Here is a 26,852-nt window from a genome sequence, read left to right as displayed (position 1 = left end):
GAGGGGGGACGCGTCACGTGCGGGCGGGCGTCGCCCGCTCTGCGGGGGCCGTCTGCTCAGGAACCACCGGCAGTTCCGCCGCCAGCAGCTCCGCCGACTGGCGGGCGAGTGCCGCGACCACCCGGCCCGGCAGCCAGCCGGGGGTGAGCAGGGTGCCGGCCGAGTTCAGCACCGTCTGGTGCGCGGTCGGCGGGGCGAGCGCTTCCATCAGGGCAGCCGCCGTGGGGCGGTCGGCCGGGTCGCGGGCCAGGCAGGAGGAGACCACCGGGCGCAGGGCGGGCGGGAGTTCCTCGCGTTCGGGCACGGTGTGGCCGGTGGCGGCGTACGCGAGGACGGCGCCGAGCGCGAAGACGTCGCCCGGCGGGCGCGGACGGCCGCCCGAGGCCTGCTCGGGGGCGAGCGATCCCGGGTCGAGGCCGGGCAGGCCGGTGCGCGGCTCGCCGTCGGCCGCGGCGGCCCGTACCGCGCCGAAGCAGGTCAGCTTCGGTCCGTCGGCGGTGAGCAGGACGGCGGCGGGGGAGACCCCGGCGTGCGTGAGGCCCTGGGAGTGCGCAGCGGCGAGCCCTTCGGCGAGGGCGGCGCCGACGGCCCGGACGGTGGCCTCGGGCAGCGGGCCGCCGTGGACGGCGAGGGCCACGGGGAGCGGGAGCGCGGGCACGTACGGGCTCGCGTACCAGGCGGGGGCGGCCGGTTCGGCCACGTCCGTCACCGGGGCGATCCACGGGCCGAGGAGGTGCCGGGCCGCCGTGGCCTCGGCGGCGAAGCGCGCCGGGTCGGTGCCGGGCAGCGGGGTGCTCAGCAGGACCGTACGGCCGCCGTCGGGGGTGCGGGCCACGAACCGACGGCAGGAGACGGCCGAGCCGGCCGGGCCGGGCGGGTCGAGGCGGGTGATCAGCCGGTACGGGCCGATCCGCCGGTCCGGGGCCGCCGGGCGGTTCGGGGCGGTCCGGGGAGCCGCTCCGGATGGCGCGGAGTCCCCCTGCGTGCGCGACCGTTCCACCGGTGTGTCCCCCGTTGCTGTGACTGTTTGCTGCGGTGTCTCCCGGGCGGCCCGGGACGGGGTCGAGCCTATCGAGGCTGCCGACCCCTCCGGCGGGGCGGGGGAAGGTCGTGGAGCCCGGAGGCGTACGGGCCGGGGACGGGTGGGCCCGGAACGTCCGAGGCTGTCCGGGTTGCGAAGGTGAAGTGAGGCCGTGCGCGCGGTGAAGCGTCGTGAAGATCTCGTTCCGGGAGGGATTTCCGGGCGGGGAGTGCTCGAACGCAGGGTCGTGGGACTACGATCGCCGTGATTCCGTGGGCACGGAACTTGCTGAGGCGAAGCCGAAATGATCACAAGCGATCGTCGGCACGATCACCGCACGGGGGAGAGCATGTCGTTCGAAGAGGAGTGGGCGTCGGTCCGGTCCGCCTCCGCGACCAACGTGAGCATGAGGCTCAACCAGGTCGCCCCGGAGCCCGGCGGCGGTGGCGGCAATGCCGACCTCAGCGTCGACCAGGACAAGCTCGGGGCCATCGGCAGCGCCGCGTACGCGCTGCACGGCCGGCTGGTCAAGGACGGGAACCACGCGCGGACGAACACCACGGAGGCGGCGACGGGCATGTCGTCCAACGGCTTCCTCACGGGTTCCGCGATGTCGACCGTGCAGGAGACGTGGAGCTCGCAGCTGAACACGCTGCTCGACGCCTGCGCCAACATCTCCAACCACCTCGACTACAGCGCGGCCTCCCACGCGAAGGAAGAGGAAGACATCAGGGCGGCCCTGGCGGCCTCCAAGATCAACGAGTACTTCAAGTAGGCCGGGGGCCCTGCTGTGTTGACCTACGACAACCTCTTCCACGCGCCGCTGGAGAAGATGAAGGCGGCCGCCGACGACTGGTCGGCGATGAAGGGCAAGCTGGACAAGCTCGCCGAGGACGCCCGGACGACGATGGCCGCGAAGGCCAAGGACGACTACTGGCGCGGCGTGAACGCCGAGGTCACGAAGCCGTTCGTGGACAAGACGGCGAAGGAGTTCGACGACGCCGCCAAGGCCGCCGACGGCATCCACAAGGTCCTGGAGGACGGCTACAACGCCTTCAAGAAGGCGAAGGACGACCTCAAGAACATCGTCGACACGGAGGCGCCCGCGAAGGGCTTCGTCGTGAAGGCCGACGGCAGGGTCGAGGCCAGGGAGCCGCTCTCCTCGACCAAGGACCAGGGGATGCGGCACGACCCCGACTTCCAGGACATGGTCCGCAAGGAGCGTGCCGACATTGCGGCGATGCAGAAGCGGATCGACGACATCATCGAGACCTGTGACGACGCCGACGTGGCCTGCTCCAACGCCCTCAAGGCCAACATCACCGGCGACAAGAACAACTTCAGCGCCCCGAAGTACGCGAGCCTCGACGCCGAGGAGGCGCAGCGCGCCGTCGACCTGGCCAAGAAGGGCCGGGACATCTCCCACGAGGAGCTGATGCGCCTCAACGAGCTGCTGAAGGACAACAGCAGCTCGAAGGAGTTCTCCAGGACCTTCTACGACGGCCTCGGTCCGAAGGGCTCCCTGGAGTTCTTCGGGCAGCTGTCCACGGATACGTACGACTACTCGAAGGTCGACAAGGAGCGCCTCGCGGACGTCCAGGAGCTCCAGAGGAACCTGGGCCTCAACCTGGCGACGGCCACGCAGGGCGGCGACGCCTGGACCGACAAGTGGTCCACGGACATGCGCAAGCTCGGCACGGAGCGCATCCCGCTCGTCAAGTACGACAACAATCCGGCCTTCGGCTACCAGTTGCTCGGCGGCATCATGCGCTACGGCGACTACGACAAGAAGTTCCTGGTCCCCATCGCGGAGCACGTCACCCAGCTCCACGCCAAGGACCCGTACCTCTTCGCCAACAGCAAGCCGATGGGCGGCGGCTGGCTGCAGAACCAGTACAACCCCTCGGGCGTCAACGGCTCGGGCTTCGACCCGATGATCCCGATGCTGGAGGCGCTGGGGCACAGCCCGGAGGCGGCGAAGGAGTACTTCTCCAAGGAGCCGACGTCCTACAACAAGGACGGCAGCCTCGGCGGCACCGTCGACCTGGACCCCAAGAAGGACGGGAACCAGAAGGGCTACCTGGACTACTTCCAGAACAAGGAGTACGACTTCTTCCCCGACATCGAGGGCCACAACCCCGACGACTGGAAGAAGACCGCCGACTACATGCCGGACGCCCTCGGCCACGCCCTGGAGGCGGCGACCACGGGCCACGGCTGGGACGACCCCACCCCCGAGCTGCACCGCGACGAGAAGTCCGCCGAGATCATGAAGCAGGTCATCGACTCCTACGGTTCGAGCACCGAACTGCGGGAGCAGCACAAGGCGATGATGGACAGCCTCGGCAACATGGGCGCGGCCTACATCGACGACCTGAACTACTCGATGATGAACTTCGGCGGCACGGGCGACTCGTACAACCGCGACGAGCTCTTCGGGAACAGCAGCGACGGAAGCAAGCGGACGGACTTCGGCTTCAACTCGTCGCTGGAGTTCATGAAGGCCGTCGCGGGCGACGAGGGCGCGTACAAGAGCATGTCCGCGGCCCAGCAGGTCTTCGAGGCGAGCGGCATCAAGGCGCTGGAGGGTGACCGGGACGACGCGATGGCGTTCGCCAAGAACGGCTCCCTGGTCCACGGCGTCCTCGACGAATCGCGCGTCACCCAGATCGCCGAGGATTTCAAGGACGACGAGGACAAGAAGAACCTCGCGCTGGAGCAGCAGGCCGAGTGGCGGAAGTCCGCGGTCAGCGGCGGCGTCGCCGCGGTCGTCGGCGTGGGCTCGGCCGTCGTCCTCGGCCCCGCGGCGGGCGTCGTGGCGGCCACCGTCGTGCCGATCATCATGGAGAGCGTCGGTTCGACCGTCAGCACGTCGTACGCGTCCGGCACCCTTGAGTACCTCAAGGAGAACGAGTTCAAGAACGACGACGAGGCTCGGGTGTCGATCGGCTCCACGCGCGAGGCCGGGCGCGGCAGCGCGATGAGCCCGCTGATGAACTACGCGGAGGCCACCGGCATGACGGAGGCCGAGCGGCGTGCGTTCCTCGACGACGCGAGGGGCGCCTACCTGGATGGCGAACAGCTCGTCAGCGGCACCGAACAGAAGGTCAGGTGAGCATGTCGGTCACCAGCGGGTGGGTGGGCAGGAGCGCCGTCGTGCTCGCCGTCGTGCTCTCGGCGGCGGCCTGCGGCGGCGGGGACTCACCGGAGCCGAACGCGACGGACGCCGTGTCGCCGACCGCCCTCAAGACCTGCGAGGACGTCTTCGGCAAGGCGAACGTCGAGGCGGTGCGCGCCGATCTCGGCGACGCGTTCCGCCCGTACGACCGCTCGCTCGCGGAGATGAAGGACCGCATGGCCGCGGAGGCGCGCGGCTGGACCGCCGGCAAGGACGACCTCAAGCGCACCACGTACCACCCGTGTGAGATGGAGGGCGGGGGCGACGGGGCCACGGCACGCGTGACCGGCACCGTCGGCTGGTCGATGTACGACATCGCCTTCCTGGGTTCCGGCGAGGGCAGGCAGCGCTGGCGCGCGGTCGCGGACGGGGTGTACGTCGCCTCCCGCGCCGATGCCTGGGGCATGCCGCTCGTCATGGCCTGCACGATCCCGGGCACGGCCGCCGGCCAGGGCCGGGAGCTGCCGCTCCAGGTCGCGGTGAACGACGCGGCCCGGAAGAGTGGCAGTGGCGACGCGGCCGTGTCCACGGAGCAGCTGCTGAAGTCCCTGGCCGAGAGCACGCGCACGCTCCTCGGGTGCGAGGAGAAGACCGCGGTCCCGGACGACCTGCTGCCGTGAGAGAGAAGAAGGCCGACGGGCGAGCCGTCGGCCTTCGGTGATCCGTGATCCGTGATCCGTGATCCGTGATCCGTGATCCGCGATCCGCGATCCGCGATCCGTGACCTGTGATTGGTGATCCGTGATCGGTGGAGACTGAGAGACCGTGATCGGAATCGAACCGACGTAACTCGCTTTGCAGGCGAGTCCCTGAACCACTCGGGCACACGGTCGTGTTGTGCACTGGTACGACCGTAGGGCGGCGGCCTGGAGGGGCTCAAGGGTTTCCGGGGGCGTGCCACGCGACTGCAATGGTGCTGCCACACGCCGTTCACAGTCGGCTCAGGAAGGCGTGCCGTCCGAGGGTGTTTCGGGGCCCGCGTGGAGGATCGCGCGGGCCTGTTCCGCGGCGCGGGCGGTGCTCTCGCTGACGAAGTCGAGGAACCGGGCGATGTTCTCGAGGCGGGTGCCGGCGGGGGTCGTCGCGCCGAGGACGCCGACGCCCTGACGTGCGGTCTCGACGATCTGGGCGGTGGACCGGGCGCTGGCCATCATCGACTGGTACCAGACATCGGCATCGACGGTGTAGCGCTCGCGGCGGCCCTCGTCGCGGTCGCGACGGACCAGGTCCTGGCTCTCCAGGAACGCGATCGCCTTGGAGACGGTCGCCGGGCTGACGTGGAGCCGCTGGACGAGTTCGGCCGCGGTGAGACTGCCCGAGTCGCTGATGCAGAGGCAGGCCATCACCCCGGACATCATCTTGGGCATGCCCGACTGCATGAAGACGGTGGTGAGGACTTCCTCGTAGTCGCGCACGGCCTCGGGGTCGCGTCCGTGGGCCTGGGGGAGCGCCTCCGGGCTGCGGGGCGTGGCCTGCCGGCTGCGGTGGGCGCGGCGTTCGGTGGCGCGGTGGGCGAGGTCGGCGCGGTATCCGGTGGGGCCGCCGTTCCGCATCACCTCGCGCGTGACGGTCGAGGTCGGGCGGTCGAGACGCCGGGCGATCTCGGCGTAGGCGAGGCCGTCGGCCAGTCCCAGCGCGATCTGCTGTCGTTCCTGCTGGGTGAGCCTGCCACCTGGCATCGCGTTCTCCTTCGTACGTCTCGGGTGCCCTCGCCCTCACTATAGCGTTCACGCTCAATCCATTGCAACGAAATGATGGAGGCTGTTGCGTTAGGCCTCAGAATGATTGCAATGAAATCCAGGCTTTGACCTGTGGTTATGGGGATCTGACGCAACATGCTTGTTGCTCGATCCTTGAACGCAACGTAGCGTTTCTCTTGTCAGAAACGGCGCGGACAAGAGTCCGAAGCCCGGAAGTCCGCCATGCAGAACTTCGCCACCGCCGCCCCGATCGCCGTCCTCCTGGACGTCCCCGCCGGCCACATCCGCTTCATCGCCGCCGACCGCGCCGACACCATCGTCGAGGTCCTCCCGGCGAACGCCTCGAAGGGCAGCGACGTGAAGGCCGCCGACCGCGTCGCCGTCGCCTACGCCGACGGTGTCCTGCGGATCGAGGCCGCCGAGGCCAAGAACCGGATCCTGGGCAGCTCCGGAGCGGTCGAGGTGACCGTCCAGCTCCCCGCCGGCTCCCGCGTCGAGGCCAAGACGGCCGCCGCCGAACTCCGGGGCGTCGGACGCCTCGGGGACGTGACCTTCGAGGGCGCGCAGGGCACCGTCAAGCTCGACGAGGCCGCGAGCGCCCGACTCACCCTCCAGGCCGGCGACATCGCGGTCGGCCGCCTGGGCGGCGCGGCGGAGCTCCGCACGCAGAAGGGTGACATCAAGGTCGCCGAGGCCCTGCGCGGCGAGGTCGTGCTCCGGGCGGCGCGGCGGAGCTCCGCACGCAGAAGGGTGACATCAAGGTCGCCGAGGCCCTGCGCGGCGAGGTCGTGCTCCGTACGGAGTCCGGCGACCTGGAGATCGGCGCGGGCCGGGGCGTCTCCGCCACGCTCGACGCCGGCACGACCTACGGCCGGATCGTCAACTCCCTCCAGAACAGCGAGGGTTCCGCCGCCGGCCTCGCCATCCGCGCGACGACCGCCCACGGCGACATCACCGCCCGCAGCCTCTGAAGCATCCGAAGGATCCGACGCATCCGAGCGATTCGACGCATCCGAGCGATTCGACGCATCCGAGCGATCCGACGCATCCGAGCGATCCAAAGCATCCGCGACACCCGCAGCCCCCCTGATCGTCCCAGCCTCTGAAGGAGCACTCCCCATGACCGACTTGGCCATCGCGGCGAACGGGCTGCGCAAGTCCTACGGCGACAAGGTCGTCCTCGACGGAATCGACCTGGCCGTCCCCGAAGGAACGATCTTCTCCCTGCTCGGCCCGAACGGCGCCGGCAAGACCACCGCCGTCAAGATCCTCTCCACCCTCGTCTCCGCGGGACCCGGCTCGGGCGCCATCAGGGTCGGCGGCCACGACCTCGCGGCGAACCCACAGGCGGTCCGCGCCGCGATCGGCGTCACCGGCCAGTTCTCCGCGGTCGACGGCCTGATCACCCACCTCTCCAAGCGCGAGGGGCGGCGGGTCGCCGCCGAACTCCTGGAGCGCTTCGACCTGGTGGACGCCGCGAAGAAGCCCGCCTCCACCTACTCCGGAGGCATGAAGCGCCGCCTCGACATCGCCATGACCCTCGTCGGCGACCCGCGGATCATCTTCCTCGACGAGCCGACCACCGGCCTCGACCCGCGCTCCCGCCACAACATGTGGCAGATCATCCGCGAGCTCGTCTCCGACGGCGTCACCGTCTTCCTCACCACCCAGTACCTGGAAGAGGCCGACGAACTCGCCGACCGCATCGCCGTCCTCAACGACGGGAAGATCGCCGCCGAGGGCACCGCGGAGGAACTGAAGCGGATCGTCCCCGGAGGCCACGTACGGCTCCGCTTCACCGACCCGACCGCGTACCGGCGCGCGGCCGCCGCCCTCGGTAAGGCCGCCGGCGACGACGAGTCGCTGACGCTGCAGGTCCCCAGCGACGGCAGCCAGCGCGCACTGCGCTCCCTCCTCGACCGGCTGGACTCCGCCGGCGTCGAGGCGGACGAACTGACCGTGCACACCCCCGACCTCGACGACGTGTTCTTCGCCCTCACCGGCTCCAAGGTGCCCGCCCAGCCGAACCAGCCCAAGGAGGCTGTCCGATGAGCTCCCTCTCCCTCGCCGTCCGCGACTCGTCCACGATGCTGCGCCGCAACCTCCTGCACGCCCGGCGCTACCCGTCCCTGACGCTGAACCTGCTGCTCACGCCGGTCATGCTCCTGCTGCTCTTCGTCTACATCTTCGGCGACACGATGAGCGCCGGCATCGGCGGCGGCGACCGCTCCGACTACATCGCGTACCTCGTGCCCGGTCTGCTCCTGATGACCATCGGCAGTACGACCATCGGCACCGCGGTGTCCGTCTCCAACGACATGACCGAGGGCATCATTGCCCGCTTCCGCACGATGGCGATCCACCGCCCGTCGGTCCTCGTCGGACACGTCGTCGGCAGCGTCCTGCAGTGCGTGATGAGCGTGGTCCTCGTCGGCGCCGTCGCCGTCGCCATCGGCTTCCGGTCCACCGACGCGACCGCCCTGGAGTGGCTGGCCGCCTTCGGGCTGCTCGTCCTCTTCGCCACCGCCCTCACCTGGATCGCGGTCGGCATGGGCCTGATCAGCCCGAACGCCGAGGCGGCCAGCAACAACGCGATGCCGCTGATCTTCCTCCCGCTCATCTCCAGCGCCTTCGTCCCGATCGCCTCGATGCCCGGCTGGTTCCAGCCGATCGCCGAGTACCAGCCCTTCACCCCCGCCATCGAGACCCTCCGCGGCCTCCTGCTCGGCACCGAGATCGGCCACAACGGATGGCTCGCCGTCGCCTGGTGCGTCGGCCTCACGGTCCTCGGCTACTTCTGGTCGACGTCGAAGTTCAACGGCGACGCGAAGTAGGAAGCAAGCAGCCGCTGTGAGAGCGCGAACCGTCCCGCCCTGAGGGCGGCGTACCCCGACACCGCGTCGGAGTACGCCGCCCCATCGGCGTTTCCGGGGCTCATGGGACCAGCGGCCGGGACCAGCGACCGGGGACCAAAGACCGAGAATCCGACAGGGGTCATACAGCGATTGACCTCTTACTCTGGGGGGATGAGTGCCCTCGAACCCCGCGAAGCCGAAGCCGTCGCCGAAGCCGTCGCCCCACGCGATACCTCCGACGCCACCAAGGGTTCCGTCCTCGACGGCGATCACCGGGCGCTCAGCATCGGCATCGTCTCCGTCGTCCTGCTCATCGCCTTCGAGGCGACCGCCGTCGGCACCGCGATGCCCGTCGCCGCCCGCGAGCTGAACGGCGTCTCCGTCTACGCCTTCGCCTTCTCCGCGTACTTCACCACCAGCCTCTTCGGCATGGTCCTGGCCGGCCAGTGGTCCGACCGGAGCGGCCCGCTCGCGTCCCTCACCGCCGGCATCAGCGCCTTCGCCGCCGGACTGCTCCTCTCCGGGACCGCCGGCGGCATGTGGCTGTTCATCCTCGGCCGGGCCGTGCAGGGACTGGGCGGCGGCCTGGTCATCGTCGCGCTGTACGTGGTGGTCAGCCGGGCGTACGCGGAACACCTCAGGCCCGCGATCATGGCCGCGTTCGCCGCGAGCTGGGTCGTCCCCTCGGTCGTCGGACCGCTCGCCGCCGGAACGATCACCGAGCACCTCGGCTGGCGCTGGGTCTTCGTCGGCATCCCCGTCCTCGTCGTCGTCCCGCTCGCCCTCGCCCTCCCCGCGATACGCAGGACCGCCTCCGGCCCCGCCGACCCGGCCGCGCCCGTCGCCGCCTGGGACCGGCGGCGGATCGGACTCGCGCTCGCCATCTCGGCCGGCGCCGGGCTGCTCCAGTACGCGGGGCAGGAGCTGCGCTGGCTCTCCCTGCTCCCGGCCGCCGCGGGCGCCGCGCTCCTCGTGCCCGCCATCCGGGGGCTCCTGCCCCGCGGCACCGTCCGGGCCGCGCGCGGCCTGCCCTCGGTCATCCTGCTGCGCGGCATCGCCGCCGGGTCCTTCATCGCGGCCGAGTCCTTCGTCCCGCTGATGCTGGTCACCCAGCGCGGCCTGAGCGTGACCCTGGCCGGGCTCTCCCTCGCCGTCGGCGGCGCGACCTGGGCGCTCGGCTCGTGGATCCAGTCCCGGCCGTGGACAGAGCCGTACCGCGAGCGCCTGGTCGTCCTCGGGATGGTCCTCGTCGCGCTCGCGATCGCGGCGGCGCCGAGCGTGCTGATCACGGCGGTGCCGGTGTGGGTGGTCGCGGTGGCCTGGGGCTTCGGCTGCCTCGGCATGGGCGCGGTGATCGCCTCGACGAGCGTGCTCCTCATGAAGCTCTCGGCCCCGGAGGAGGCGGGCGCGAACTCGGCCGCGCTCCAGATCTCGGACGGCCTCTCGAACGTCCTGCTCCTCGCCGTCGGCGGCGCGGCCTTCGCGGCCCTCGGTGGCGGCGCGGTGGGCCACGCGGTGAGCTCGGACGCGGCGACGGGGTCCCACCCGGCGGCCTTCGCGGCGGTCTTCCTGCCGATGGCGGGGGTGGCGGCGGTGGGGGCGTGGGTCGCTACGCGGCTCCATGTGGAGCCGGTGCGGGCTTGAGAATCTAGTACCACTGTGACCCCTCTGGTGGTACCGTCAAGGTATGGCAATGAACCTGCGTCTCCGTGACGACCAGCAAGAGGCCCTCAAGCTCCGCGCTGAGGAGGAGGGCCGCAGCATGCACGCCATAGTGCTTCAGGCGATCGACCGCTACCTGGAGCAGGAGGCCGACCGGGGGGCCGTCCGCAAGCTCGGCGCCAAGTACGCCCTGCACCACGCCGACCTGCTGAAGCGCCTGGGGGAGTAGGTGAAGTACCTGACGGTCCAGGAGGTCCTGGAGCTGGCAGATTTCGCCTGCGCGGGCCAGCAGATCGCCGTGCGGGACCTCGGACTCCTGAGCTCGGCGGTGCACCGCCCGCAGTCCCAGATGTTCGGCGTCGAGGCGTACAGCGATCTCTTCGAGAAGGCCGCCGCCCTCCTGCAGTCGCTCGCGGTGAACCATCCGCTGGTCGACGGGAACAAGCGCATGGCCTGGATGTGCACCGTGGTCTTCCTCGACTTCAACGGAACCGAGATGGTCGGCGTGGACCAGGACGAGGCGTACAAGCTGGTCATCGACGTGGCCACCGGTGACCTGGAGGACGTCGTCCTGATCGCGCGACGTCTGCGGGGGCTGCACGAGGCCGCGTGAGCCGGCGTGAGCTGAATCGCAACCGCACCATCCCCACCCCGTTTCATACGAGGTTCCGACCGGGCCGCCGGTAAGGTGGCCCGGTTGTCATATCTGGACGAGCGTCGAACCCGGAGATCGTGACTACTACCACCACCTCCTCCCATCACCTCTCTCCCGCCTTCCCCGGACGGGCCCCTTGGGGTACCGCCGGCAAGCTGCGAGCCTGGCAGCAGGGTGCCATGGACAGGTACCTCCAGGAGCAGCCCCGAGACTTCCTCGCCGTCGCCACCCCCGGCGCCGGCAAGACGACCTTCGCCCTGACCCTCGCGTCCTGGCTGCTGCACCACCACGTCGTGCAGCAGATCACCGTCGTCGCGCCCACCGAGCACCTCAAGAAGCAGTGGGCCGCCGCCGCCGCGCGGATAGGGATCAAGCTGGACCCGGACTACAGCGCCGGGCCGCTCAGCAAGGAGTACGACGGGGTCGCCATCACCTACGCCGGCGTCGGCGTCCGGCCCATGCTCCACCGCAACCGCTGCGAGCAGCGCAAGACCCTAGTCATCCTCGACGAGATCCACCACGCCGGAGACTCCAAGTCCTGGGGCGAGGCCTGCCTGGAGGCCTTCGAGCCCGCCACGCGGCGCCTCGCGCTCACCGGCACCCCGTTCCGCTCCGACACGAACCCCATCCCCTTCGTCACGTACGAGGAGGGGAACGACGGGATCCGCCGGTCCTCCGCGGACTACACCTACGGCTACGGCAACGCCCTCGGCGACGGCGTCGTCCGGCCGGTCATCTTCCTCTCCTACAGCGGCAACATGCGCTGGCGCACCAAGGCGGGCGACGAGATCGCCGCCCGGCTCGGCGAGCCGATGACCAAGGACGCCGTCTCGCAGGCCTGGCGCACCGCGCTCGACGCCAAGGGCGACTGGATGCCCAACGTCCTGCGCGCCGCCGACCAGCGGCTCACCGAGGTCAGGAAGTCGATCCCGGACGCCGGCGGTCTCGTCATCGCCTCCGACCAGGACTCGGCCCGCTCGTACGCCAAGCTGATCCGCGAGATCACCGGTACCAAGGCCACCGTCGTCCTCTCCGACGACACCGGCGCCTCGAACCGCATCGACGAGTTCAGCGAGAACACCGACCGCTGGATGGTCGCGGTCCGCATGGTGTCCGAGGGCGTCGACGTGCCGCGCCTCTCGGTCGGCGTGTACGCGACGACCATCTCGACCCCGCTGTTCTTCGCCCAGGCCGTCGGTCGTTTCGTGCGTTCGCGCAGGCGCGGCGAGACCGCCTCCGTGTTCCTTCCGACGATCCCCAGCCTCCTCGGCTTCGCCAACGAGATGGAGGTCGAGCGCGACCACGTCCTCGACAAGCCGAAGAAGCAGGGCGAGGAGGACCCGTACGCCGAGTCCGAGAAGGAGCTCGCCGAGGCCGAGCGGCAGCAGGACGAGGACACCGGCGAGCAGGACATGCTGCCCTTCGAGGCGCTGGAGTCCGACGCCGTCTTCGACCGCGTGCTGTACAACAGCGCCGAGTTCGGTATGCAGGCCCACCCCGGCAGCGCCGAGGAGCAGGACTACCTCGGCATCCCCGGGCTCCTCGAACCCGACCAGGTCCAGCTGCTGCTGCAGAAGCGCCAGGCCCGGCAGATCGCGCACAGCCGCAAGAAGCCGGACGAGGAGGCGGACCTCCTGGAGCTTCCTGCCGAGCGGCGCCCTGTCGTTTCCCACAAGGAGCTCCTGGAGCTGCGCAAGCAGCTCAACACGATGGTCGGCGCCTACGTCCACCAGACCGGCAAGCCCCACGGGGTGATCCACACCGAGCTGCGGCGGGTGTGCGGCGGACCGCCGAGCGCCGAGGCCACCGCCGGCCAGATCCGCGAGCGGATCAAGAAGGTCCAGGAGTGGGCCACCCGCATGCGGTGACCGCCCTCCCGGACGCGGAGGGCCCCACCCGCACGCGGTGAGTGCCCTCCCGGAGACGTCGATGAGGCCCGTACGAGTCTGCGCGTACGGGCCTCAGGCGTCCCGCGGGGACGGGACGCGGTCCGGAGGCAGGCCCCCACGGTCGGCCTCCGGGCACCCTCCACGCTAGATGCACGACAAAGCCGATCTTGTCAGCCAAAGTCCCTCGTCAGGCCGACGAAGGTCCCGAACCGTCTCTATCCGGTCCCCGACGCCCGGATTCTGGACGAGGTCTTCCGCTGAGCGGAGCGGGTCGCTACTGTCCCGGCTCAAAAGCAATCGCCCCGTGGCAGCGCCGCCGCGGAGCGCAGCCGGTGTACCCCTTCCTGCCGGCGGCCTCTGACGTGCGTCGCCGACGGGACCGGCGTCGCAATCCCGTGAGAGCCCGCCGCCACTCACTCCGAAGGAGAGGGCGTCGTGACCGCGGAGACCTCCCAGACGCTCGACCGGGGACTCAGAGTCCTCAAACTGCTCGCCGACACCGACCACGGCCTGACGGTCACCGAGTTGTCCAACAAACTCGGTGTCAACCGGACGGTGGTCTACCGTCTGCTCGCCACGCTCGAACAGCACGCCCTCGTCCGCCGCGACCTGGGCGGCCGCGCCCGCGTCGGCCTCGGCGTGCTCCGGCTCGGCCGCCAGGTGCACCCCCTGGTGCGCGAGGCCGCCCTGCCCGCGCTGCGCTCGCTCGCCGAGGACATCGGGGCCACGGCCCACCTGACGCTCGTCGACGGGGCGGAGGCGCTCGCCGTCGCGGTCGTCGAACCGACCTGGACCGACTACCACGTCGCCTACCGGGCCGGCTTCCGTCACCCGCTCGACCGGGGCGCGGCCGGCCGCGCGATCCTCGCCGCCCGCCAGGGCTCCCTGACCGAACCCGGCTTCACCCTCACCCACGGCGAGCTGGAGGCCGGCGCGAGCGGAGCCGCCGCGCCGCTGGTCGGCGTCACGGGCGTCGAGGGCAGCGTCGGCGTCGTGATGCTCGCGGACGCCGTCCCCGAGCGGGTCGGCCCCCGCGTCGTGGACGCGGCCCGCGAGGTCGCCGACGCCCTGCGCTAGGACGCGCGGCGGCCCGGGGTTCCTCCTCCACGGACGTGGCCCCGGGTTCCTCCTCCACGGACTACGTCCAGGGAGGACCCCCGGCTCAAGGCAGGCCCACCAAGAGGGCGCCCAGCGGCGTTCGTTCGTGGTGGACGGATCTGCCGGTTCTCGTCGTGCTGATGAGGCCCGCCGCTCTCAGGGCCGCAGCGTGGGCCGAGGCCGTGGCGTTGCTGACGCCCGTACGGCGGGCCAGGTCCGTGGTCGTGGCGGGCTCCGCCAGGGCGTGCAGGACCTCGGTCCTCGTACGGCCCAGAACGGCCGCCAGGCCCCCGTCCCCGCCCCGGTCGTCCGGGGTGAGCGGGAGGCCCCGGCCCGCCGGGTAGCCGAGGACGACCGGGCGGTCCGGCAGGTCCTGGACCAGCGGGCCGCCCCGCCAGTGGAAGGTCGGCAGCAGGACCAGGCCCCGCCCGTCGAGCTGGATCTCACGGTCCGCCGGGTCCGCCGGCCACTCCCAGACCCCGTCGCGCAGCCGCGAGCCCGGCGCCACCGCCGTCAGGGCGGCGGCGAGACCCCGCTCGGCGGCCGTCAGCGCGAACCGGGTGAACTCCGCCCGGTGCAGGTCCTGGACCAGCGGCCACACGGGCGCGAGGACCGTCTCGTACGCCGCCCGCTGGGCCCGGTCGAGCGTGCCCCAGGCCTCGGAGTCCCCGGCGTGCAGGGACCGGATCCACGGCGGTACGGGGCCCTGTCCCGCGTACACCCGTTCCAGCTCGGACCGTACGGTCTCCGGCCGCGCCGCCCGGATCAGCGCGAAGCCCTCCTCGCGCGTCCCGCCGAGGACATCGAGGAAGTACGGGGCGGTCCCGCCCGGCACCAGCTCCGCGAGCGGCTCGGCCGCGCCCGGCAGGGACCGCAGGAGCCTGCCCCGCCACCGGCCGAAGAGCAGCCCCTCGTGCGGGGCGCCCAGCATCAGCAGCGCCGCGTGCAGCTCGGGCACGGGGGAGGGGAGCGGCGCGAGCCGTACCCGGGTCAGGTCGTCCGCCGTGAAACGGATGCGGAGCACCGCACATCCCCCCGTCTGCCGCCAGCCTTTCGGGCAGGGCCGCAACCTTCGCGCCGGTCTTCTGCCGTTCCCAGGATGGCGCCCATGACATCCCACCACGCACCCACCCGCCGCACCGTCGCCAGGGGAGCCCTCGCCGGGGCCGCCGCCCTGCTGCTCGGCGCCACCCCCGCCCTGACCGCCCCCGCCGCTGCCTCCGGTCCCGCCGCTGCCTCCGGTCCCGGCGTCGCCCCCGGTCCCGACGCTGCCCCCGGCCCGGCCGGCACCTCCGGCGGGTGCCGCCTCCGGCTGCCCGCGCCCACCGGCCCGTACGCCGTCGGCGCCACGGTCCGGCACCTCGTCGACCCCTCCCGCAACGACCCCTGGGCGCCCGAGATCGGCGTACGGGAGCTGATGGTCACCGTGCTGCGGCCGACCGCCACCGGCCGGGGCTTCCCGCGCATGCCCCAGCTCACTCCCGGTGCCGCCGAGGTGTTCACCGACCTCGCCCACCTCATCCGCCCGCACCTGCCGGCCGCCGGGGCCGACTGGGCGGCCACCCTCACCCACGCCCACACCGGTGCCCCGCCCCTGCCCGGCCGCCGCCCCGTGCTCCTCTACAGCCCCGGCGGCGGGGACTCCCGCGCCATGGGCAGCTCCCTCGCGATCGACCTCGCCTCCCACGGCTGGACCGTCGTCACCGTCGACCACCCCGGCGACGCGTCCGAGGTGGAGTTCCCCGACGAGCGGCCCGGACGCGACCCGATCCGGACCACCGTGCTCCGCCCGGACATGGACGCCGGGACCTTCCACACCATGATCGACACCCGGGTCGCCGACCTCCGCTTCGCCCTCGACGCCCTGGGCCTCGACCGGGTCGGGCTCTACGGCCACTCCGCGGGCGGCACCGCCGTCGCCCAGGCCCTCCACGAGGACCCGAGGGTCGCCGCCGCCGTGAACCTGGAGGGACACCTCGACTGGATGGACGGCACCCTCCTCCCCGTGGCCCGCGAAGGCACGGACCGGCCGCTGCTCCTCGCCGGTACCGACGGCTTCCGCGACGACCGCCTCGACCGCTCCTGGTCGGCGCTCCTCGCACACGGCGGTCCCGTCGCCCGCCGGCAGCTCGCCGACAGCGACCACTGGGTCTTCACCGACTACGCCGCCCTCGTCCCGCAGCTCCAGGCCGCCGGTCTGACGACCGCCGCCGGGCGCGCCGACATGATCGGCACCCTCGACCCCCGGGTCTCGGTGCCCGCCGTCCGCAAGCTCGTACGGTCCTTCTTCGCCCGCCATCTGCCCGTGCCCCGGTAGCTCGCGTGTCCCGGGAGGCGCGTCCCAGTAGATTGGGGGCGTGCTCTCCAGTCTCTCCCGTCCCCGCGCCCTCGCGCTCTGCGCCCTGCCCGTCGCCGCGCTCTTCGCCGTCGTCGGGCTCGCGCCGCTGCCGTACGCGATCGCGCAGCCCGGCACGACCGCCGACGTGCTCGGCAAGGACAAGGGACGGGAGGTCATCACCATCACCGGTGCCCCGGTCCGGCCGACCAAGGGGCAGCTGCGGATGACGACCATCGTCGCGACCGGGCCGTCCACCGAGGTCGACCTCGGGGACGTGGCCGACGCCTGGTTCCGGACCGACCGGGCCGTCCTGCCGCACGACTCCGTCTACCCCTCGGGGAAGTCCGACGCCGAGATCGAGAAGCACAACCTCGGCCAGATGAAGCAGTCGCAGGACGCGGCCACCCTCGCCGCCCTCGACTATCTCAAGATGGACCCCGAGAAGGTGAAGGTCACCCTGCACCTCGCCGACATCGGCGGGCCCAGCGCCGGGCTGCTCTTCTCCCTCGGCATCGTCGACAAGCTCGACGGCGACGGGGACGGCGGCGATCTCACCGGCGGCCGGATCGTCGCCGGTACGGGAACGATCCAGCCGGACGGCACGGTCGGCGCCGTCGGCGGCGTCTCCCTCAAGACCCAGGCCGCCGCGCGGGACGGGGCCACCGTCTTCCTCGTACCGAAGGCGGAGTGCTCCGACGCCCAGGCCGAACAGCCGAAGGGCCTGCGGCTCGTGCCCGTCACCGCGCTCAGCGACGCCGTGGCGTCCCTCCGGGCCCTGGAACAGGGACAGGAATCGAAGGTCCCGAGCTGCTGACGGGCCCGGCGGGCTCAGAGCCGGCGGGTATGTCTTCCGGCGGCCTGGTGTTCATCGCCCGCCAGGCCGGGAAGACCAGCGGGGCGAGCGTCGTGAGGAAGTAGAGCGCGCCGATCCCGAGCAGCGTGGACGTCAGTCCCACCCGCTCGACCAGGAAGCCGGCCGCCAGACCCCCGAGCGGGGTCGTCAGCAGCACCCCGGCCGTACTCGCGCCCACGACCCGGCTGCGCAGCGCGTCCGGCACCTGCTCGTACATGACCGTCGTCAGGATCGGGTTGAGGACCCCGACGCCGAACCCGGCCGCCGCCATCGTCACGAGCAACGGCGCCGTGGTGTCGGTCAGCGCGGCCACCACGTACGGCGGGGCGCCGCCGACGAGGAACCCCGCCGCGAACACGGCCCGACGGGGGAAGCGCTCCCCGACCGCCCCGTACAGCAGCGCGCCGGCGAGCGCGCAGCCGCCGAAGACCGCGACCAGCAGGCCCTGCGCGGCAGCCCCGCCCAGCTCCTCCCGGGCGTGGACCGGCAGCAGCACCGAACTCCAGCTCTGGCTCAGGCCGTTGGTGACCATCACCATGATCATGATGCCGAGCAGGAGCCGGGACCGGAACAGGTAGGCGTACCCCTCGCGCAGGTCGGCCCGGTAGCGGGCGGGCGAGAGCGGGGGGCCGTCGCGCATCGGCTCCGCCGCGGGCACCCCGCGCAGCCCCACGGTCACGAGCAGCGCGGAGAGGCCGAAGGTGGCCGCGTCGAGGAGCAGGACCGTGTCGGCGCCCAGGAAGGCGACGAGCAGTCCGGCGATCGCGGCGCCCGCCATCCGGGCACCGCGCGCCACGGCGTCGTACAGGCTCGCCGCCCGGGGGAGCGCGGTCCCGGCGCGCCGAGCGAGGTCGGGGACCAGGACGTGCCGGGCCATCTCACCGGGCGCGTGGCACAGGCCGTTGACCGCCATCAGCGCGCACAGCATCCAGAACTCGAGGACGCCGAGGCGGTGCAGCAGGGGGATCGAGGCGAGTGCGAGCCCGCAGATCAGGTCGGAGGCGATGCTGATGCGGCGGCGGCCCAGGCGGTCGATGACCGGACCGCCGGCGAGGGTGGAGAGGAGGACGGGGAGGGCCGCGCAGAAGGCGACGAGCCCTGCTTTGCCGGGGCTTCCCGTGGTGTCGAGCGCGAACCACGGGACGCCGATCAGCGTGAGTGAATTGCCGGTGATCGAGACGGCGTTGGCGGCCAGGACGGTGGCCAGCGGGCCACGTGCTTCCTTCGTCGCAGCGGCGTCGGCTTCTTTTCCCCCCGGAACGGTCATGCGGCCAGGGTGATTGGACGGTTCGCCGGCGTGGCCAGCCGCAGGCCCAACTCGACCAGCTTCCAGCCCAGTTGCACGCGGAGCGGGGTCGCGGGGGTCTCGGTGGGGGTGTGCCCGTGGGCGGCGGCCGCCTCGCTTCGCAGTTCCGCGGCGGCCAGTGCGTGCAGCTGGAGGTGGATGTCGGCATGCATCGTGCGGGTTCCTTCCGTGAGCGGTGAGCGGTGAGCGGTGAGCTGTGGGCTGTGAGCGATGAGCCGCGAGCGATGAGGCGCGGCGGTCAGTCCTCTTGCTGGGGGAACGCGTGCAGGTGGACCCGCACGCGCTCGGCGCCCGGCGCGTCCGCGTCGGCGGTGTCGCGGTAGGTGTCGATCAGTTCGTGGAGCTTCCCGGTCAGCTCGCGGAGCTTCTCGGGCGGCAGTCTCAGCGTGAAGTCGCTCATGTCCGAGATGCCGCTCCACTCGATGTCCCAGTCGTGCCGGGTGCCGAGGTAGGTGTTCAGCTCCTGCGTGTGGATGGTCGCCATCTCGTACAGGAAGACCTCGATGGCGCCCTGCACCTCGGGGTCGGGGTTCTTGTGGAGCGTCTCGTCCAAGGACGTCCCCTGCTGGGCCGCCTTCCACCACCGCTCCCGGCCCTTGCCGCGCGTCGGGTCGTCCTCGACGAAGCCGACGGCGGCGAGCTGGCGCAGGTGATAGCTGGTCGCGCCGCTGGACTCGCCGAGCCGCTCCGCCAGTTGGGAGGCGGTGGCGGGCCCGTGGCGGCGCAGGGCGCGCAGCAGCTGGATGCGCAGCGGGTGGGCGAGCCCGCGCAGGGAGCGCGGGTCCAGGGTGCGGCTCAGGAATTCCTCGGGCTCGGACATGACTCAAGCCTAGAGTTGCAAAGAAGGAGTTGCAAGGGATTCTTTGCAACCTCCTCTTTGCAGAGACCTTTTTGCAGCAACTTCTTTGCGTCAGCGCCGCTCGGCGCAGATCCGGCGGCCCTACTCCTGCGCCGCCTGCTCCACCAGCGGGATGATCCGCAGCGGCACCGGGTTCTCCATCACGATCGCCGTCGACGCCCGCACGATCCCCTCGAAGCCCACCACCTTGTCGATCACCCGCTGGAGGTCGGCGTTGGAGCGGGCGACCAGCCGGCAGAGCATGTCGCCGTGGCCGGTCGTCGTGTGCAGTTCGAGCACCTCCGGAACCGTCGCCAGATGCCCCCGCACGTCCGCGCCCTGGCCCTGCTTGATCTCCAGCGTCGCGAAGGCCGTCACCGGATAGCCCAGCGCCGCCGGGTCCACCTGCGGCCCGAAGCCGCAGATCACCCCGGTCGCCTGGAGCCGGTCGAGCCGCGCCTGCACCGTCCCGCGTGCCACCCCGAGGCGCCGGGACGCCTCCAGGACCCCTATGCGCGGCTCGCGCGCGAGCAGCGTGATCAGCCGGCCGTCCAAATGATCGATCGCCACAGCGGTCTCCTCGTGGTCAGGATGTACAAGTCGCCCGGCCATACTCGTCTGTCGCTGTGCAGATTGACCAGCAGATCAGCAAACTCTTGCGCACCTTGCCGAACGGCGGGACATTGCTGCCATGACTGAGACCATCGATCACACCCCCTCCACCGCGCGTAAGGCCGATCCCTTCCCGGTCAAGGGAATGGACGCGGTCGTCTTCGCCGTCGGCAACGCCAAGCAGGCCGCGCACTACTACTCCACGGCCTTCGGCATGAAGCTCGTCGCCTACTCCGGACCGGAGAACGGCAGCCGAGAGACCGCCAGCTACGTGCTCACCAACGGCGCCGCCCGTTTCGTGTTCACCTCCGTCATCAAGGCCTCGACCGACCGTGGCCGCTTCCTCGCCGACCACGTCGCCGAGCACGGTGACGGCGTCGTCGACCTGGCCATCGAGGTGCCGGACGCCCGTGCCGCGTACGCCTACGCCGTCGAGCACGGCGCCACCGGCGTCACCGAGCCGTACGAGCTGAAGGACGAGAACGGCACCGTCGTCCTCGCCGCGATCGCCACCTACGGCAAGACCCGCCACACCCTCGTCGAGCGCTCCGGCTACGACGGCCCGTACCTGCCGGGCTTCGTCTCCGCGAACCCGATCGTCGAGCCGCCGGCCAAGCGCACCTTCCAGGCCATCGACCACTGCGTCGGCAACGTCGAGCTCGGCAAGATGAACGACTGGGTCGGCTTCTACAATAAGGTCATGGGCTTCACGAACATGAAGGAGTTCGTGGGCGACGACATCGCCACCGAGTACTCCGCCCTCATGTCGAAGGTCGTCGCGGACGGCACCCTCAAGGTGAAGTTCCCGATCAACGAGCCGGCGATCGCGAAGAAGAAGTCGCAGATCGACGAGTACCTGGAGTTCTACGGCGGCGCCGGCGTCCAGCACATCGCCCTCGCCACCAACGACATCGTCGCCACGGTCCGCGCGATGCGCGCGGCGGGCGTGTCCTTCCTCGACACCCCCGACTCGTACTACGACACCCTCGGCGAGTGGGCCGGCGAGACCCGCGTGCCCGTCGAGACCCTGCGCGAGCTGAAGATCCTCGTCGACCGCGACGAGGACGGCTACCTGCTGCAGATCTTCACCAAGCCGGTGCAGGACCGCCCGACCGTCTTCTTCGAGATGATCGAGCGCCACGGCTCGATGGGCTTCGGCAAGGGCAACTTCAAGGCCCTGTTCGAGGCGATCGAGCGCGAGCAGGAGAAGCGCGGCAACCTCTGACGGTCGCTGCCGTGAGGGGCCCGGGGCCACGGCCCCGGGCCCCTCACGCGCGCCCACGACCGGGTCGGCCCGGACGCCCGGCCGTGCCGGGCCCGGACCGGCCCTACGGCGTCCCGGACGGGACACGGGGCTCGCCCGGGACGCCGTCACCACCCGCATCCGCCTCCGAGGCCTTCTCGGCTCCTGAGGCCTTCTCCGCCGCCCCCGAGGCCTTCTCTGCCGCCCCCGAGACCTTCTCCGCAGTGCCTGAAGCCTTCTCCGGCCGCAGTTCCCGCGGGAGTTCGTCCGACGGTTCGCCCAGCGCCGCCACCGCCTCCGCCGCCTTCGGCGCGAGCAGCGGCGAGAAGCGGGGGTTGATCCGCAGCGCCTCGGCCAGATGACGGCGGGCCGGTCCGTGCTGCTCCAGGGCCCGCTCGATCTCCCCCCGGTGGTACGCGAAGAGCGCGCTCCGCAGCCCCTCGTCCGTGGCCCGCTTCGCGTACTCCAGCGCCTCCTTCGGCTCCCCGGCCCGGTACAGCGCCCACCCCAGCGCGTCCGCCACCGCCACCGAGCGGTGCCCGCGCGCCCACTCCCCCCGCAGCCGCGTGACCGCCGCCGCCGGGGTGCCGTGGTCCGCGTCGAGCAGCCCGAGGGCCACCTCCGCCCGCACCCACGTCCCCGTCCGCAGCCGCTCGTACAGCGCCCGCGCGTCCCCGTCCAGGCCCATCGCCTCGTACAGCTCACCGGCCTCCAGGACGTACTCCGGCAGCGGCAGCCGAGCCAGCGCCGCCCGCCAGTCGCGCAGCGCCTCGTCAGGGCGGTCCAGGCCCGCGAGCGCCCGCGCCCGCCCCGCGAGGGACGGCCCGTGGTCCCGTACGAGCCGCAGCGCCGCCCCGTACCGGGCGAGGGCCTCCGCCGCCTCGCCCCGCTCCCACGCCAGGTCCCCGAGCCGCGCGAGCGACGCCGCCTTCTCCGCGTCCGTCTCCGCGAGCGCGACCGCGTCGAGGGCCGCCGCGTCGGCGTCCTCGCGCCAGCCGCGGTTCCGGTACGTGAGCGAGGCACGCGCGCGCACGACCGCGCCCGCGTGGAGCTCCTCCAGCTTCTCCGTCGCCTTCCCCGCAGCCTCGTAGTCGCCGAGGCCGTTGTACGCGTCGATCAGGACCGGATACGCGGGCCAGCGCCCCGGCTCCGCCTTCCGTACCCGCTCGCCCCACTCCTTGGCGGACCGCCAGTCGCCGCGCGCCCCCGCGAGCGCCCCGAGTCCCAGCTGCGCGTCCACGTTGCCCCGGGCGGCGGGCCGTTCGGCCAGGGAGCGCTTCAGCGCCTTCTCGGCCCTCGGGTAGTCCCGTACGTCACCGATCCGCGTCCCGCGCTCCGTGTACGCCGCGCCGAGCGCCGCCCAGGACGCGTCGTCGTCGGGGTGGGCCTTCAGCCACTTCTCCCGGTCGGTGATCAGCGCCGCCAGATCCGGCAGCGCCGCCTGCGCGCCGGCGTGCGCCGCGATCGTCGCCCGCTCCGCCGGACCGGGCGGGGCCGGCGGCCCCTGGCCGACGAGCTCGGGGACGTACAGCAGGGCCGTCGCCGCGAGGACCGCGCCCGCACCCGCCGCCAGGACCGTCCTCGACACGTTCTGGGTCTTCATGGCGCTCACTGTGCGCCCGTACGCGCCTGTACGAAGAGCACACGAAGCGCCCGCTCCGGCGGGTTCACACCGATGGCCCCGGGTGCCACGCTGGACGCATGGACGATCTTCTGACGCGGCTGCGCGCCGGGCTACCCGCCGAGGCGCTCCTCACCGACCCGGACGTGACGGCCTCCTACTCCCGCGACATGGCGAGCTTCTGCGCGGCCGGCACCCCCGCGGCCGTCGTGCTCCCCCGCACCGTCGAACAGGTCCGGCACGTCATGCGGACCGCGACCGAATTCCGTGTCCCCGTCGTCCCCCAGGGAGCGCGCACGGGCCTGTCCGGCGGCGCCAACGCCTCCGAGGGCTGCATCGTGCTCTCCCTGGTCAAGATGGACCGCATCCTCGAGATCAACCCGGTCGACCGGATCGCCGTCGTCGAACCGGGTGTCGTCAACGCCGTGCTGTCACGGGCCGTCGCCGAACACGGCCTGTACTACCCGCCGGACCCCTCCAGCTGGGAGACGTGCACCATCGGCGGGAACATCGGCACCGCCTCCGGAGGTCTGTGCTGCGTGAAGTACGGCGTCACCGCCGAGTACGTCCTCGGCCTCGACGTCGTCCTCGCCGACGGCCGCCTCCTGACCACCGGCCGCCGCACCGCCAAGGGCGTCGCCGGATATGACCTGACCAGGCTCTTCGTCGGCTCCGAGGGAAGCCTCGGCATCGTCGTCGGGGCCGTGCTCGCGCTCAGGCCGCAGCCCCCGGCGCAGCTCGCGCTCGCCGCCGAGTTCCCCTCCGCGGCCGCCGCCTGCGAGGCCGTCTGCGCGATCATGGAGCGCGGCCACACCCCGTCGCTGCTCGAACTCATGGACCGCACCACGGTCCAGGCCGTCAACAAGCTGGCGCGCATGGGTCTGCCCGACACCACCGAGTCGCTCCTCCTGTGTGCCTTCGACACTCCTGACCCGGCCGCCGATCTGGCCGCCGTCGGAGAGCTGTGCACGGCCGCGGGCGCCACCGAGGTCGTCCCGGCCGCGGACACCGCCGAGTCCGAACTCCTCCTCCAGGCGCGCCGGCTCTCCCTCACGGCCCTGGAGACGATCAAGACCGCGACGATGATCGACGACGTGTGCGTGCCGCGGACGAAGCTGGCCGCGATGCTCGACGGCACGTCGGCGATCGCGGAGAAATACGACCTGACCATCGGCGTCTGCGCGCACGCGGGGGACGGCAACACCCATCCCGTCGTCTGCTTCGACCACGCCGACGAGGACGAGTCGCGGCGGGCGCGGGAGTCCTTCGACGAGATCATGGCGCTCGGGCTCGCCCTCGGCGGCACGATCACCGGCGAGCACGGCGTGGGCGTCCTCAAGAAGGAGTGGCTGGCCAGGGAGTTGGGTCCGGTCGGTCTCGAGCTCCAGCGCGGGATCAAGCACACCTTCGACCCGCTGGGACTGCTCAACCCCGGAAAGCTCTTCTGAGACCTCCGGTACGAGAGGCACGTGGGGTACGAGAGGTACGAGAGGTGCCTGGGGCACGAGGGTCAGGTGGCGGGGCCGGGGACGGCGCGCGCGGCTCACAGCTCGCCGTCCTGCGACTCGTCCGACGGCCACGGGTCGCGCAGCCACAGCTCGTCGGTGATCACGGTGGTCGCCAGGAGTTCGGCGAGCCCGTCGTCCATGCCGAGCCGCTCCGACTCGGTGCCCGGCGGCACCGCGCGCAGGGTCCGCTCCAGCCAGGCGGACACCTGCGCGGAGGGGGCTTCGAGCAGGGCGTCGCCGTCGGGGGAGGAGAGCGCCATCAGGACGACGCTGCGGCCCTCGACCTTCGTCGGCCAGATCCGGACGTCGCCGTGGCCGCACGCCCGGAAGACGCCCTCGACGAGCAGCTCGCGCGCGAAGGTCCAGTTGACCGGGTGGTCCGAGCCGACGTGGAAGGTGATGTGGACGGCGTACGGGTCGTCGGTGCGGTAGGCGAGCCGGGCGGGGACGGGGACGGCGCGCTCGGGGGAGAGCACCAGCTTGAGCTCCAGCTCGCGCTCGACGGTGGTGTTGTCGGTGTTCTGCATGGTCGTACGTCCTCTCGCTGTGGGCCCCGGACGGGCCTTCACCTGGAGAGAGCGGGGTCCACGCCGTTCATTACGCGACTTCGGGAAGTTTTTTCGGAAAGTTTTTGAGAGCCCCCTCGGAACGGGTCCGACCCCGCGTCCGACCCCGCATTCGACCCGCGTCCGACCCGCATTCGACCCGCATCCGATCCGGCGGCCGACCCCGGAGGTGACGGCCCGAACATCACGGTGAGTGATCGATTCCGGCCTCTGTCGCCCGAAGGCGGTCTTTCTCGTGGGCTCTTTCTTCCCTCGGGGACGTTCTTCGTTACTGTCCTCCTTGGGCGCGGCATGCCCGGGGGTGCGGCCGTGGGATCAAAGGCGTTGTGACTGAACGGAGTCGGGGCAGTGGCTACTCCTCCTGGAGGCGGCGGAGAGGTACCGCAGGCGGGGTACTACCCGGACCCGTCCATTCCCGGGTACATCCGGTACTGGAACGGGGGCGCCTGGGTGCCCGGTACGAGCCGGCCGGCCCCCAAGGACGGCGAGGGCACGCCGAACCCGCCCGCCGGGGCGGTCCCCGCGGGTCCGATCCTGGCCTCGGGACCGGCGCCCGCTCCCGTGGTCGCGCAGTACCCGTCGGCGGCGGAGAACCTCGCGCCGGCGCAGAGCCAGGCCCCCGCGCCGAACCCGGCGCCCAGCGCGGCACAGCAGCAGCACCAGGGCCACAGCCCGGCCCTGGCCGCGGCGCCCGTCCCTGCGGCCCTTCCCGCGGCCGCCGTACCGGCGGTCGAGGAGACGGGGCCCGTCTTCTTCGACGACTTCGACGAGGTGCCGGCGACGCCCGAGCCCTCCTCGGCCTGGCAGGCGGACACCTCCCGGCAGACCGGCTTCGGCGGCGACCGCGACCAGCGCGTCGCCTGGGGAGCGCCTCAGGAACAGGCGGAGGCCCCGGCCCCGGCCCAGCAACAGGCCCCTGCCTACCAGCAGCAGCACCAGCAGCCGCAGCAGCCGCAGCAGCCGCAGCCGCAGCGGCAGGCCCCCGCCGTCCCCGACCCGCGGAGCCCGGCCGAGTGGCCCGTCGCGGGCGCGAGCGAGCCCGCCGAGGCCCGCGCCGCCGCCCAGGCACCCGCTCCCACCCCGGCACCCGCCCCGGCGGCGGACCCCCGGTCGACCGGGGGAGCCGCACGTCTCGGCGGCATGCCCGTCACCCCCGTGCCCACGCCCGCCCCGCAGCCGCAGCCGCAGCCGCAATCCCGGCCCCAGCCTCAGCCCCAGCAGCGGTCGGCCCCCGAGCCCGTGGCCCAGGCCCCCGCCCCCGCCCCTTCCACGCCCTCCTGGGCACAGCAGCCCCAGCCCCAGGTCCAGTCCCAGCCCCGACCTCAGCCCCAATCCCAGGAGCAGCAGGACCCGCAGCAGCCGGTCCTGCCGTGGAAGCCGCCCGTCGAGGACGTGTTCCAGCAGGCGGCCCGGGCCCAGGCCTCGGCCCGCCCCGCGGGTCTCGGCAGGCGCCTGCTGGCCCGGCTCGTCGACACCGTCGTCCTGGGCGCGCTCGTCGGCGCCGCGGCCGTCCCCTTCGTGACCGCCGCCCTCGACCACATCGACGGCAAGATCGAGGCGGCCAAGCAGTCCGGCACCACCGTCCAGGTCTGGCTCCTGGACTCGACGACCTCCGTGCAGTTCGGCATCGCGCTCGCCTCGCTGTTCGTCATCGGCGTCCTGTACGAGGCGCTGCCCACCGCCAAGTGGGGTCGCACCCTGGGCAAGAAGCTGTGCGGGCTCGAGGTGCGGGACATCGAGTCGCACCAGCCGCCGCGGTTCGGCGCGGCCCTGCGGCGCTGGCTCGTCTACAGCGTCCTGGGGATCCTGGCCATCGGCGTCCTCAACGTCCTCTGGTGCCTCTTCGACCGGCCGTGGCGCCAGTGCTGGCACGACAAGGCGGCCCGTACCTTCGTCGCCCGCTAGGGGG

24 protein-coding genes, 1 tRNA gene and 1 pseudogene are annotated in these 26,852 nt (G+C 72.0%); 16 read left to right on the top strand and 10 right to left on the bottom strand.

Features of this window, described 5'->3' with window-relative positions; genetic code table 11:
* Nucleotides 1-13: 13 nt before the first annotated feature.
* Entirely contained in the window at nucleotides 14-895 is an 882-nt protein-coding gene (locus ASC82_RS03490; protein ID WP_157863430.1) for a serine/threonine protein kinase, read from the bottom strand.
* A 475-nt stretch (nucleotides 896-1,370) separates the two neighbouring features.
* Here ASC82_RS03490 and ASC82_RS03485 point away from each other — a divergent pair, with 475 nt between their 5' ends.
* The 3 genes from ASC82_RS03485 to ASC82_RS03475 are packed head-to-tail and all read left to right on the top strand — an operon-like array spanning nucleotide 1,371 to nucleotide 4,819.
* A complete protein-coding gene (locus ASC82_RS03485) occupies nucleotides 1,371-1,796 on the top strand; it encodes a hypothetical protein (protein WP_056641175.1) in 426 nt (141 codons plus the stop codon).
* A gap of 15 nt (nucleotides 1,797-1,811) precedes the next feature.
* Nucleotides 1,812-4,136, top strand: a complete 2,325-nt coding sequence (locus tag ASC82_RS03480; RefSeq protein ID WP_056641172.1) for a DUF6571 family protein — start codon at nucleotides 1,812-1,814, stop codon at nucleotides 4,134-4,136.
* Nucleotides 4,137-4,138: 2 nt separating this feature from the next.
* On the top strand, nucleotides 4,139-4,819 hold the full coding sequence (locus ASC82_RS03475) for a hypothetical protein (protein WP_056641169.1): 681 nt from the start codon (nucleotides 4,139-4,141) through the stop codon (nucleotides 4,817-4,819).
* A 140-nt stretch (nucleotides 4,820-4,959) separates the two neighbouring features.
* Here ASC82_RS03475 and ASC82_RS03470 read toward each other — a convergent pair.
* Together ASC82_RS03470 and ASC82_RS03465 are read right to left on the bottom strand one after the other, a co-directional pair.
* Nucleotides 4,960-5,031: transfer RNA gene (locus ASC82_RS03470), tRNA-Cys, on the bottom strand.
* 109 nt (nucleotides 5,032-5,140) lie between these two features.
* On the bottom strand, nucleotides 5,141-5,878 hold the full coding sequence (locus ASC82_RS03465; RefSeq protein WP_056641165.1) for a helix-turn-helix domain-containing protein: 738 nt from the start codon (nucleotides 5,876-5,878) through the stop codon (nucleotides 5,141-5,143).
* A 243-nt stretch (nucleotides 5,879-6,121) separates the two neighbouring features.
* On the opposite strand from ASC82_RS03465, the pseudogene ASC82_RS03460 reads away from it, so the two are divergent.
* The 8 genes and pseudogenes from ASC82_RS03460 (at nucleotide 6,122) to ASC82_RS03425 (ending at nucleotide 14,037) form a co-directional block, all read left to right on the top strand.
* Nucleotides 6,122-6,870: pseudogene (locus tag ASC82_RS03460) on the top strand (DUF4097 family beta strand repeat-containing protein).
* Between the two features lie 148 nt (nucleotides 6,871-7,018).
* Complete coding sequence (locus ASC82_RS03455; RefSeq protein ID WP_056641161.1) at nucleotides 7,019-7,951, top strand: ATP-binding cassette domain-containing protein; 933 nt, start codon at nucleotides 7,019-7,021, stop codon at nucleotides 7,949-7,951.
* Nucleotides 7,948-8,733, top strand: a complete 786-nt coding sequence (locus ASC82_RS03450) for an ABC transporter permease (RefSeq protein WP_056641159.1) — start codon at nucleotides 7,948-7,950, stop codon at nucleotides 8,731-8,733. The genes ASC82_RS03455 and ASC82_RS03450 overlap by 4 nt, the downstream gene beginning before the upstream one ends.
* 192 nt (nucleotides 8,734-8,925) lie before the next feature.
* Complete coding sequence (locus tag ASC82_RS03445; RefSeq protein ID WP_056641156.1) at nucleotides 8,926-10,398, top strand: MFS transporter; 1,473 nt, start codon at nucleotides 8,926-8,928, stop codon at nucleotides 10,396-10,398.
* A 49-nt stretch (nucleotides 10,399-10,447) separates the two neighbouring features.
* On the top strand, nucleotides 10,448-10,645 hold the full coding sequence (locus ASC82_RS03440) for an Arc family DNA-binding protein (protein ID WP_024761692.1): 198 nt from the start codon (nucleotides 10,448-10,450) through the stop codon (nucleotides 10,643-10,645).
* Nucleotides 10,646-11,029, top strand: a complete 384-nt coding sequence (locus ASC82_RS03435; RefSeq protein WP_056641154.1) for a type II toxin-antitoxin system death-on-curing family toxin — start codon at nucleotides 10,646-10,648, stop codon at nucleotides 11,027-11,029.
* 116 nt (nucleotides 11,030-11,145) lie between these two features.
* Nucleotides 11,146-12,939 carry a DEAD/DEAH box helicase gene (locus ASC82_RS03430; protein ID WP_037646594.1) on the top strand — a complete coding sequence of 598 codons (1,794 nt, stop codon included), beginning with the start codon at nucleotides 11,146-11,148 and terminating at the stop codon, nucleotides 12,937-12,939.
* Nucleotides 12,940-13,395: 456 nt separating this feature from the next.
* Entirely contained in the window at nucleotides 13,396-14,037 is a 642-nt protein-coding gene (locus ASC82_RS03425) for a helix-turn-helix domain-containing protein (protein ID WP_056641151.1), read from the top strand.
* An 85-nt stretch (nucleotides 14,038-14,122) separates the two neighbouring features.
* Here the strand turns inward: ASC82_RS03425 and ASC82_RS03420 are convergent, their stop codons facing one another.
* Nucleotides 14,123-15,082, bottom strand: a complete 960-nt coding sequence (locus ASC82_RS03420; RefSeq protein WP_056641149.1) for a helix-turn-helix domain-containing protein — start codon at nucleotides 15,080-15,082, stop codon at nucleotides 14,123-14,125.
* 84 nt (nucleotides 15,083-15,166) lie between these two features.
* Here ASC82_RS03420 and ASC82_RS03415 point away from each other — a divergent pair, with 84 nt between their 5' ends.
* Together ASC82_RS03415 and ASC82_RS03410 are read left to right on the top strand one after the other, a co-directional pair.
* Nucleotides 15,167-16,375, top strand: a complete 1,209-nt coding sequence (locus ASC82_RS03415; protein ID WP_056641146.1) for an alpha/beta fold hydrolase — start codon at nucleotides 15,167-15,169, stop codon at nucleotides 16,373-16,375.
* Nucleotides 16,376-16,415: 40 nt separating this feature from the next.
* Nucleotides 16,416-17,210, top strand: a complete 795-nt coding sequence (locus ASC82_RS03410; protein WP_056641143.1) for a S16 family serine protease — start codon at nucleotides 16,416-16,418, stop codon at nucleotides 17,208-17,210.
* Here the strand turns inward: ASC82_RS03410 and ASC82_RS03405 are convergent.
* From ASC82_RS03405 to ASC82_RS03390, 4 genes are all read right to left on the bottom strand, one after another.
* A complete protein-coding gene (locus ASC82_RS03405) occupies nucleotides 17,143-18,516 on the bottom strand; it encodes an MFS transporter (RefSeq protein ID WP_056641140.1) in 1,374 nt (457 codons plus the stop codon). The two genes, ASC82_RS03410 and ASC82_RS03405, sit on opposite strands and share 68 nt — an antisense overlap.
* Nucleotides 18,513-18,707, bottom strand: coding sequence for a hypothetical protein (locus ASC82_RS03400; protein ID WP_056641137.1), 195 nt, complete (start codon nucleotides 18,705-18,707; stop codon nucleotides 18,513-18,515). Before ASC82_RS03400 ends, ASC82_RS03405 begins: the two co-directional genes overlap by 4 nt.
* 86 nt (nucleotides 18,708-18,793) lie before the next feature.
* Nucleotides 18,794-19,375 carry a helix-turn-helix domain-containing protein gene (locus ASC82_RS03395; RefSeq protein ID WP_056641133.1) on the bottom strand — a complete coding sequence of 194 codons (582 nt, stop codon included), beginning with the start codon at nucleotides 19,373-19,375 and terminating at the stop codon, nucleotides 18,794-18,796.
* A 120-nt stretch (nucleotides 19,376-19,495) separates the two neighbouring features.
* The gene (locus tag ASC82_RS03390) at nucleotides 19,496-19,963 is read right to left on the bottom strand and encodes an Lrp/AsnC family transcriptional regulator (protein WP_024761701.1); all 468 of its coding nucleotides are present in this window, start codon (nucleotides 19,961-19,963) and stop codon (nucleotides 19,496-19,498) included.
* A 121-nt stretch (nucleotides 19,964-20,084) separates the two neighbouring features.
* On the opposite strand from ASC82_RS03390, the gene hppD reads away from it, so the two are divergent.
* A complete protein-coding gene (gene hppD, locus ASC82_RS03385) occupies nucleotides 20,085-21,230 on the top strand; it encodes a 4-hydroxyphenylpyruvate dioxygenase (protein ID WP_056641130.1) in 1,146 nt (381 codons plus the stop codon).
* Between the two features lie 103 nt (nucleotides 21,231-21,333).
* On the opposite strand, the gene ASC82_RS03380 is transcribed toward hppD, so the two are convergent.
* A complete protein-coding gene (locus ASC82_RS03380) occupies nucleotides 21,334-22,851 on the bottom strand; it encodes a hypothetical protein (protein ID WP_242427526.1) in 1,518 nt (505 codons plus the stop codon).
* 98 nt (nucleotides 22,852-22,949) lie between these two features.
* Between ASC82_RS03380 and ASC82_RS03375 the strand changes: the two genes are divergently transcribed.
* On the top strand, nucleotides 22,950-24,317 hold the full coding sequence (locus ASC82_RS03375; protein ID WP_056641127.1) for an FAD-linked oxidase C-terminal domain-containing protein: 1,368 nt from the start codon (nucleotides 22,950-22,952) through the stop codon (nucleotides 24,315-24,317).
* A 95-nt stretch (nucleotides 24,318-24,412) separates the two neighbouring features.
* On the opposite strand, the gene ASC82_RS03370 is transcribed toward ASC82_RS03375, so the two are convergent.
* The gene (locus ASC82_RS03370) at nucleotides 24,413-24,904 is read right to left on the bottom strand and encodes an SsgA family sporulation/cell division regulator (RefSeq protein ID WP_056641124.1); all 492 of its coding nucleotides are present in this window, start codon (nucleotides 24,902-24,904) and stop codon (nucleotides 24,413-24,415) included.
* Between the two features lie 387 nt (nucleotides 24,905-25,291).
* Here ASC82_RS03370 and ASC82_RS03365 point away from each other — a divergent pair, with 387 nt between their 5' ends.
* A complete protein-coding gene (locus ASC82_RS03365) occupies nucleotides 25,292-26,848 on the top strand; it encodes an RDD family protein (protein WP_107105800.1) in 1,557 nt (518 codons plus the stop codon).
* Nucleotides 26,849-26,852 lie beyond the last annotated feature (4 nt).

The organism is Streptomyces sp. Root431 (genome assembly GCF_001426585.1).
In the GTDB taxonomy this organism is placed as follows: Bacteria; Actinomycetota; Actinomycetes; order Streptomycetales; family Streptomycetaceae; genus Streptomyces; species Streptomyces stackebrandtii.
This window is presented reverse-complemented; position numbering and strand designations above follow the sequence as displayed.

Coding starts and splice junctions, on each gene's coding strand:
- ASC82_RS03445 (WP_056641156.1), top strand. CDS start 8,926: ATGAGTGCCCTCGAACCCCGCGAAGCCGAAGCCGTCGCCGAAGCCGTC.
- hppD (WP_056641130.1), top strand. CDS start 20,085: ATGACTGAGACCATCGATCACACCCCCTCCACCGCGCGTAAGGCCGAT.
- ASC82_RS03450 (WP_056641159.1), top strand. CDS start 7,948: ATGAGCTCCCTCTCCCTCGCCGTCCGCGACTCGTCCACGATGCTGCGC.
- ASC82_RS03415 (WP_056641146.1), top strand. CDS start 15,167: ATGACATCCCACCACGCACCCACCCGCCGCACCGTCGCCAGGGGAGCC.
- ASC82_RS03370 (WP_056641124.1), bottom strand. CDS start 24,904: ATGCAGAACACCGACAACACCACCGTCGAGCGCGAGCTGGAGCTCAAG.
- ASC82_RS03455 (WP_056641161.1), top strand. CDS start 7,019: ATGACCGACTTGGCCATCGCGGCGAACGGGCTGCGCAAGTCCTACGGC.
- ASC82_RS03475 (WP_056641169.1), top strand. CDS start 4,139: ATGTCGGTCACCAGCGGGTGGGTGGGCAGGAGCGCCGTCGTGCTCGCC.
- ASC82_RS03440 (WP_024761692.1), top strand. CDS start 10,448: ATGAACCTGCGTCTCCGTGACGACCAGCAAGAGGCCCTCAAGCTCCGC.
- ASC82_RS03375 (WP_056641127.1), top strand. CDS start 22,950: ATGGACGATCTTCTGACGCGGCTGCGCGCCGGGCTACCCGCCGAGGCG.
- ASC82_RS03395 (WP_056641133.1), bottom strand. CDS start 19,375: ATGTCCGAGCCCGAGGAATTCCTGAGCCGCACCCTGGACCCGCGCTCC.
- ASC82_RS03485 (WP_056641175.1), top strand. CDS start 1,371: ATGTCGTTCGAAGAGGAGTGGGCGTCGGTCCGGTCCGCCTCCGCGACC.
- ASC82_RS03465 (WP_056641165.1), bottom strand. CDS start 5,878: ATGCCAGGTGGCAGGCTCACCCAGCAGGAACGACAGCAGATCGCGCTG.
- ASC82_RS03400 (WP_056641137.1), bottom strand. CDS start 18,707: ATGCATGCCGACATCCACCTCCAGCTGCACGCACTGGCCGCCGCGGAA.
- ASC82_RS03405 (WP_056641140.1), bottom strand. CDS start 18,516: ATGACCGTTCCGGGGGGAAAAGAAGCCGACGCCGCTGCGACGAAGGAA.
- ASC82_RS03380 (WP_242427526.1), bottom strand. CDS start 22,851: ATGAAGACCCAGAACGTGTCGAGGACGGTCCTGGCGGCGGGTGCGGGC.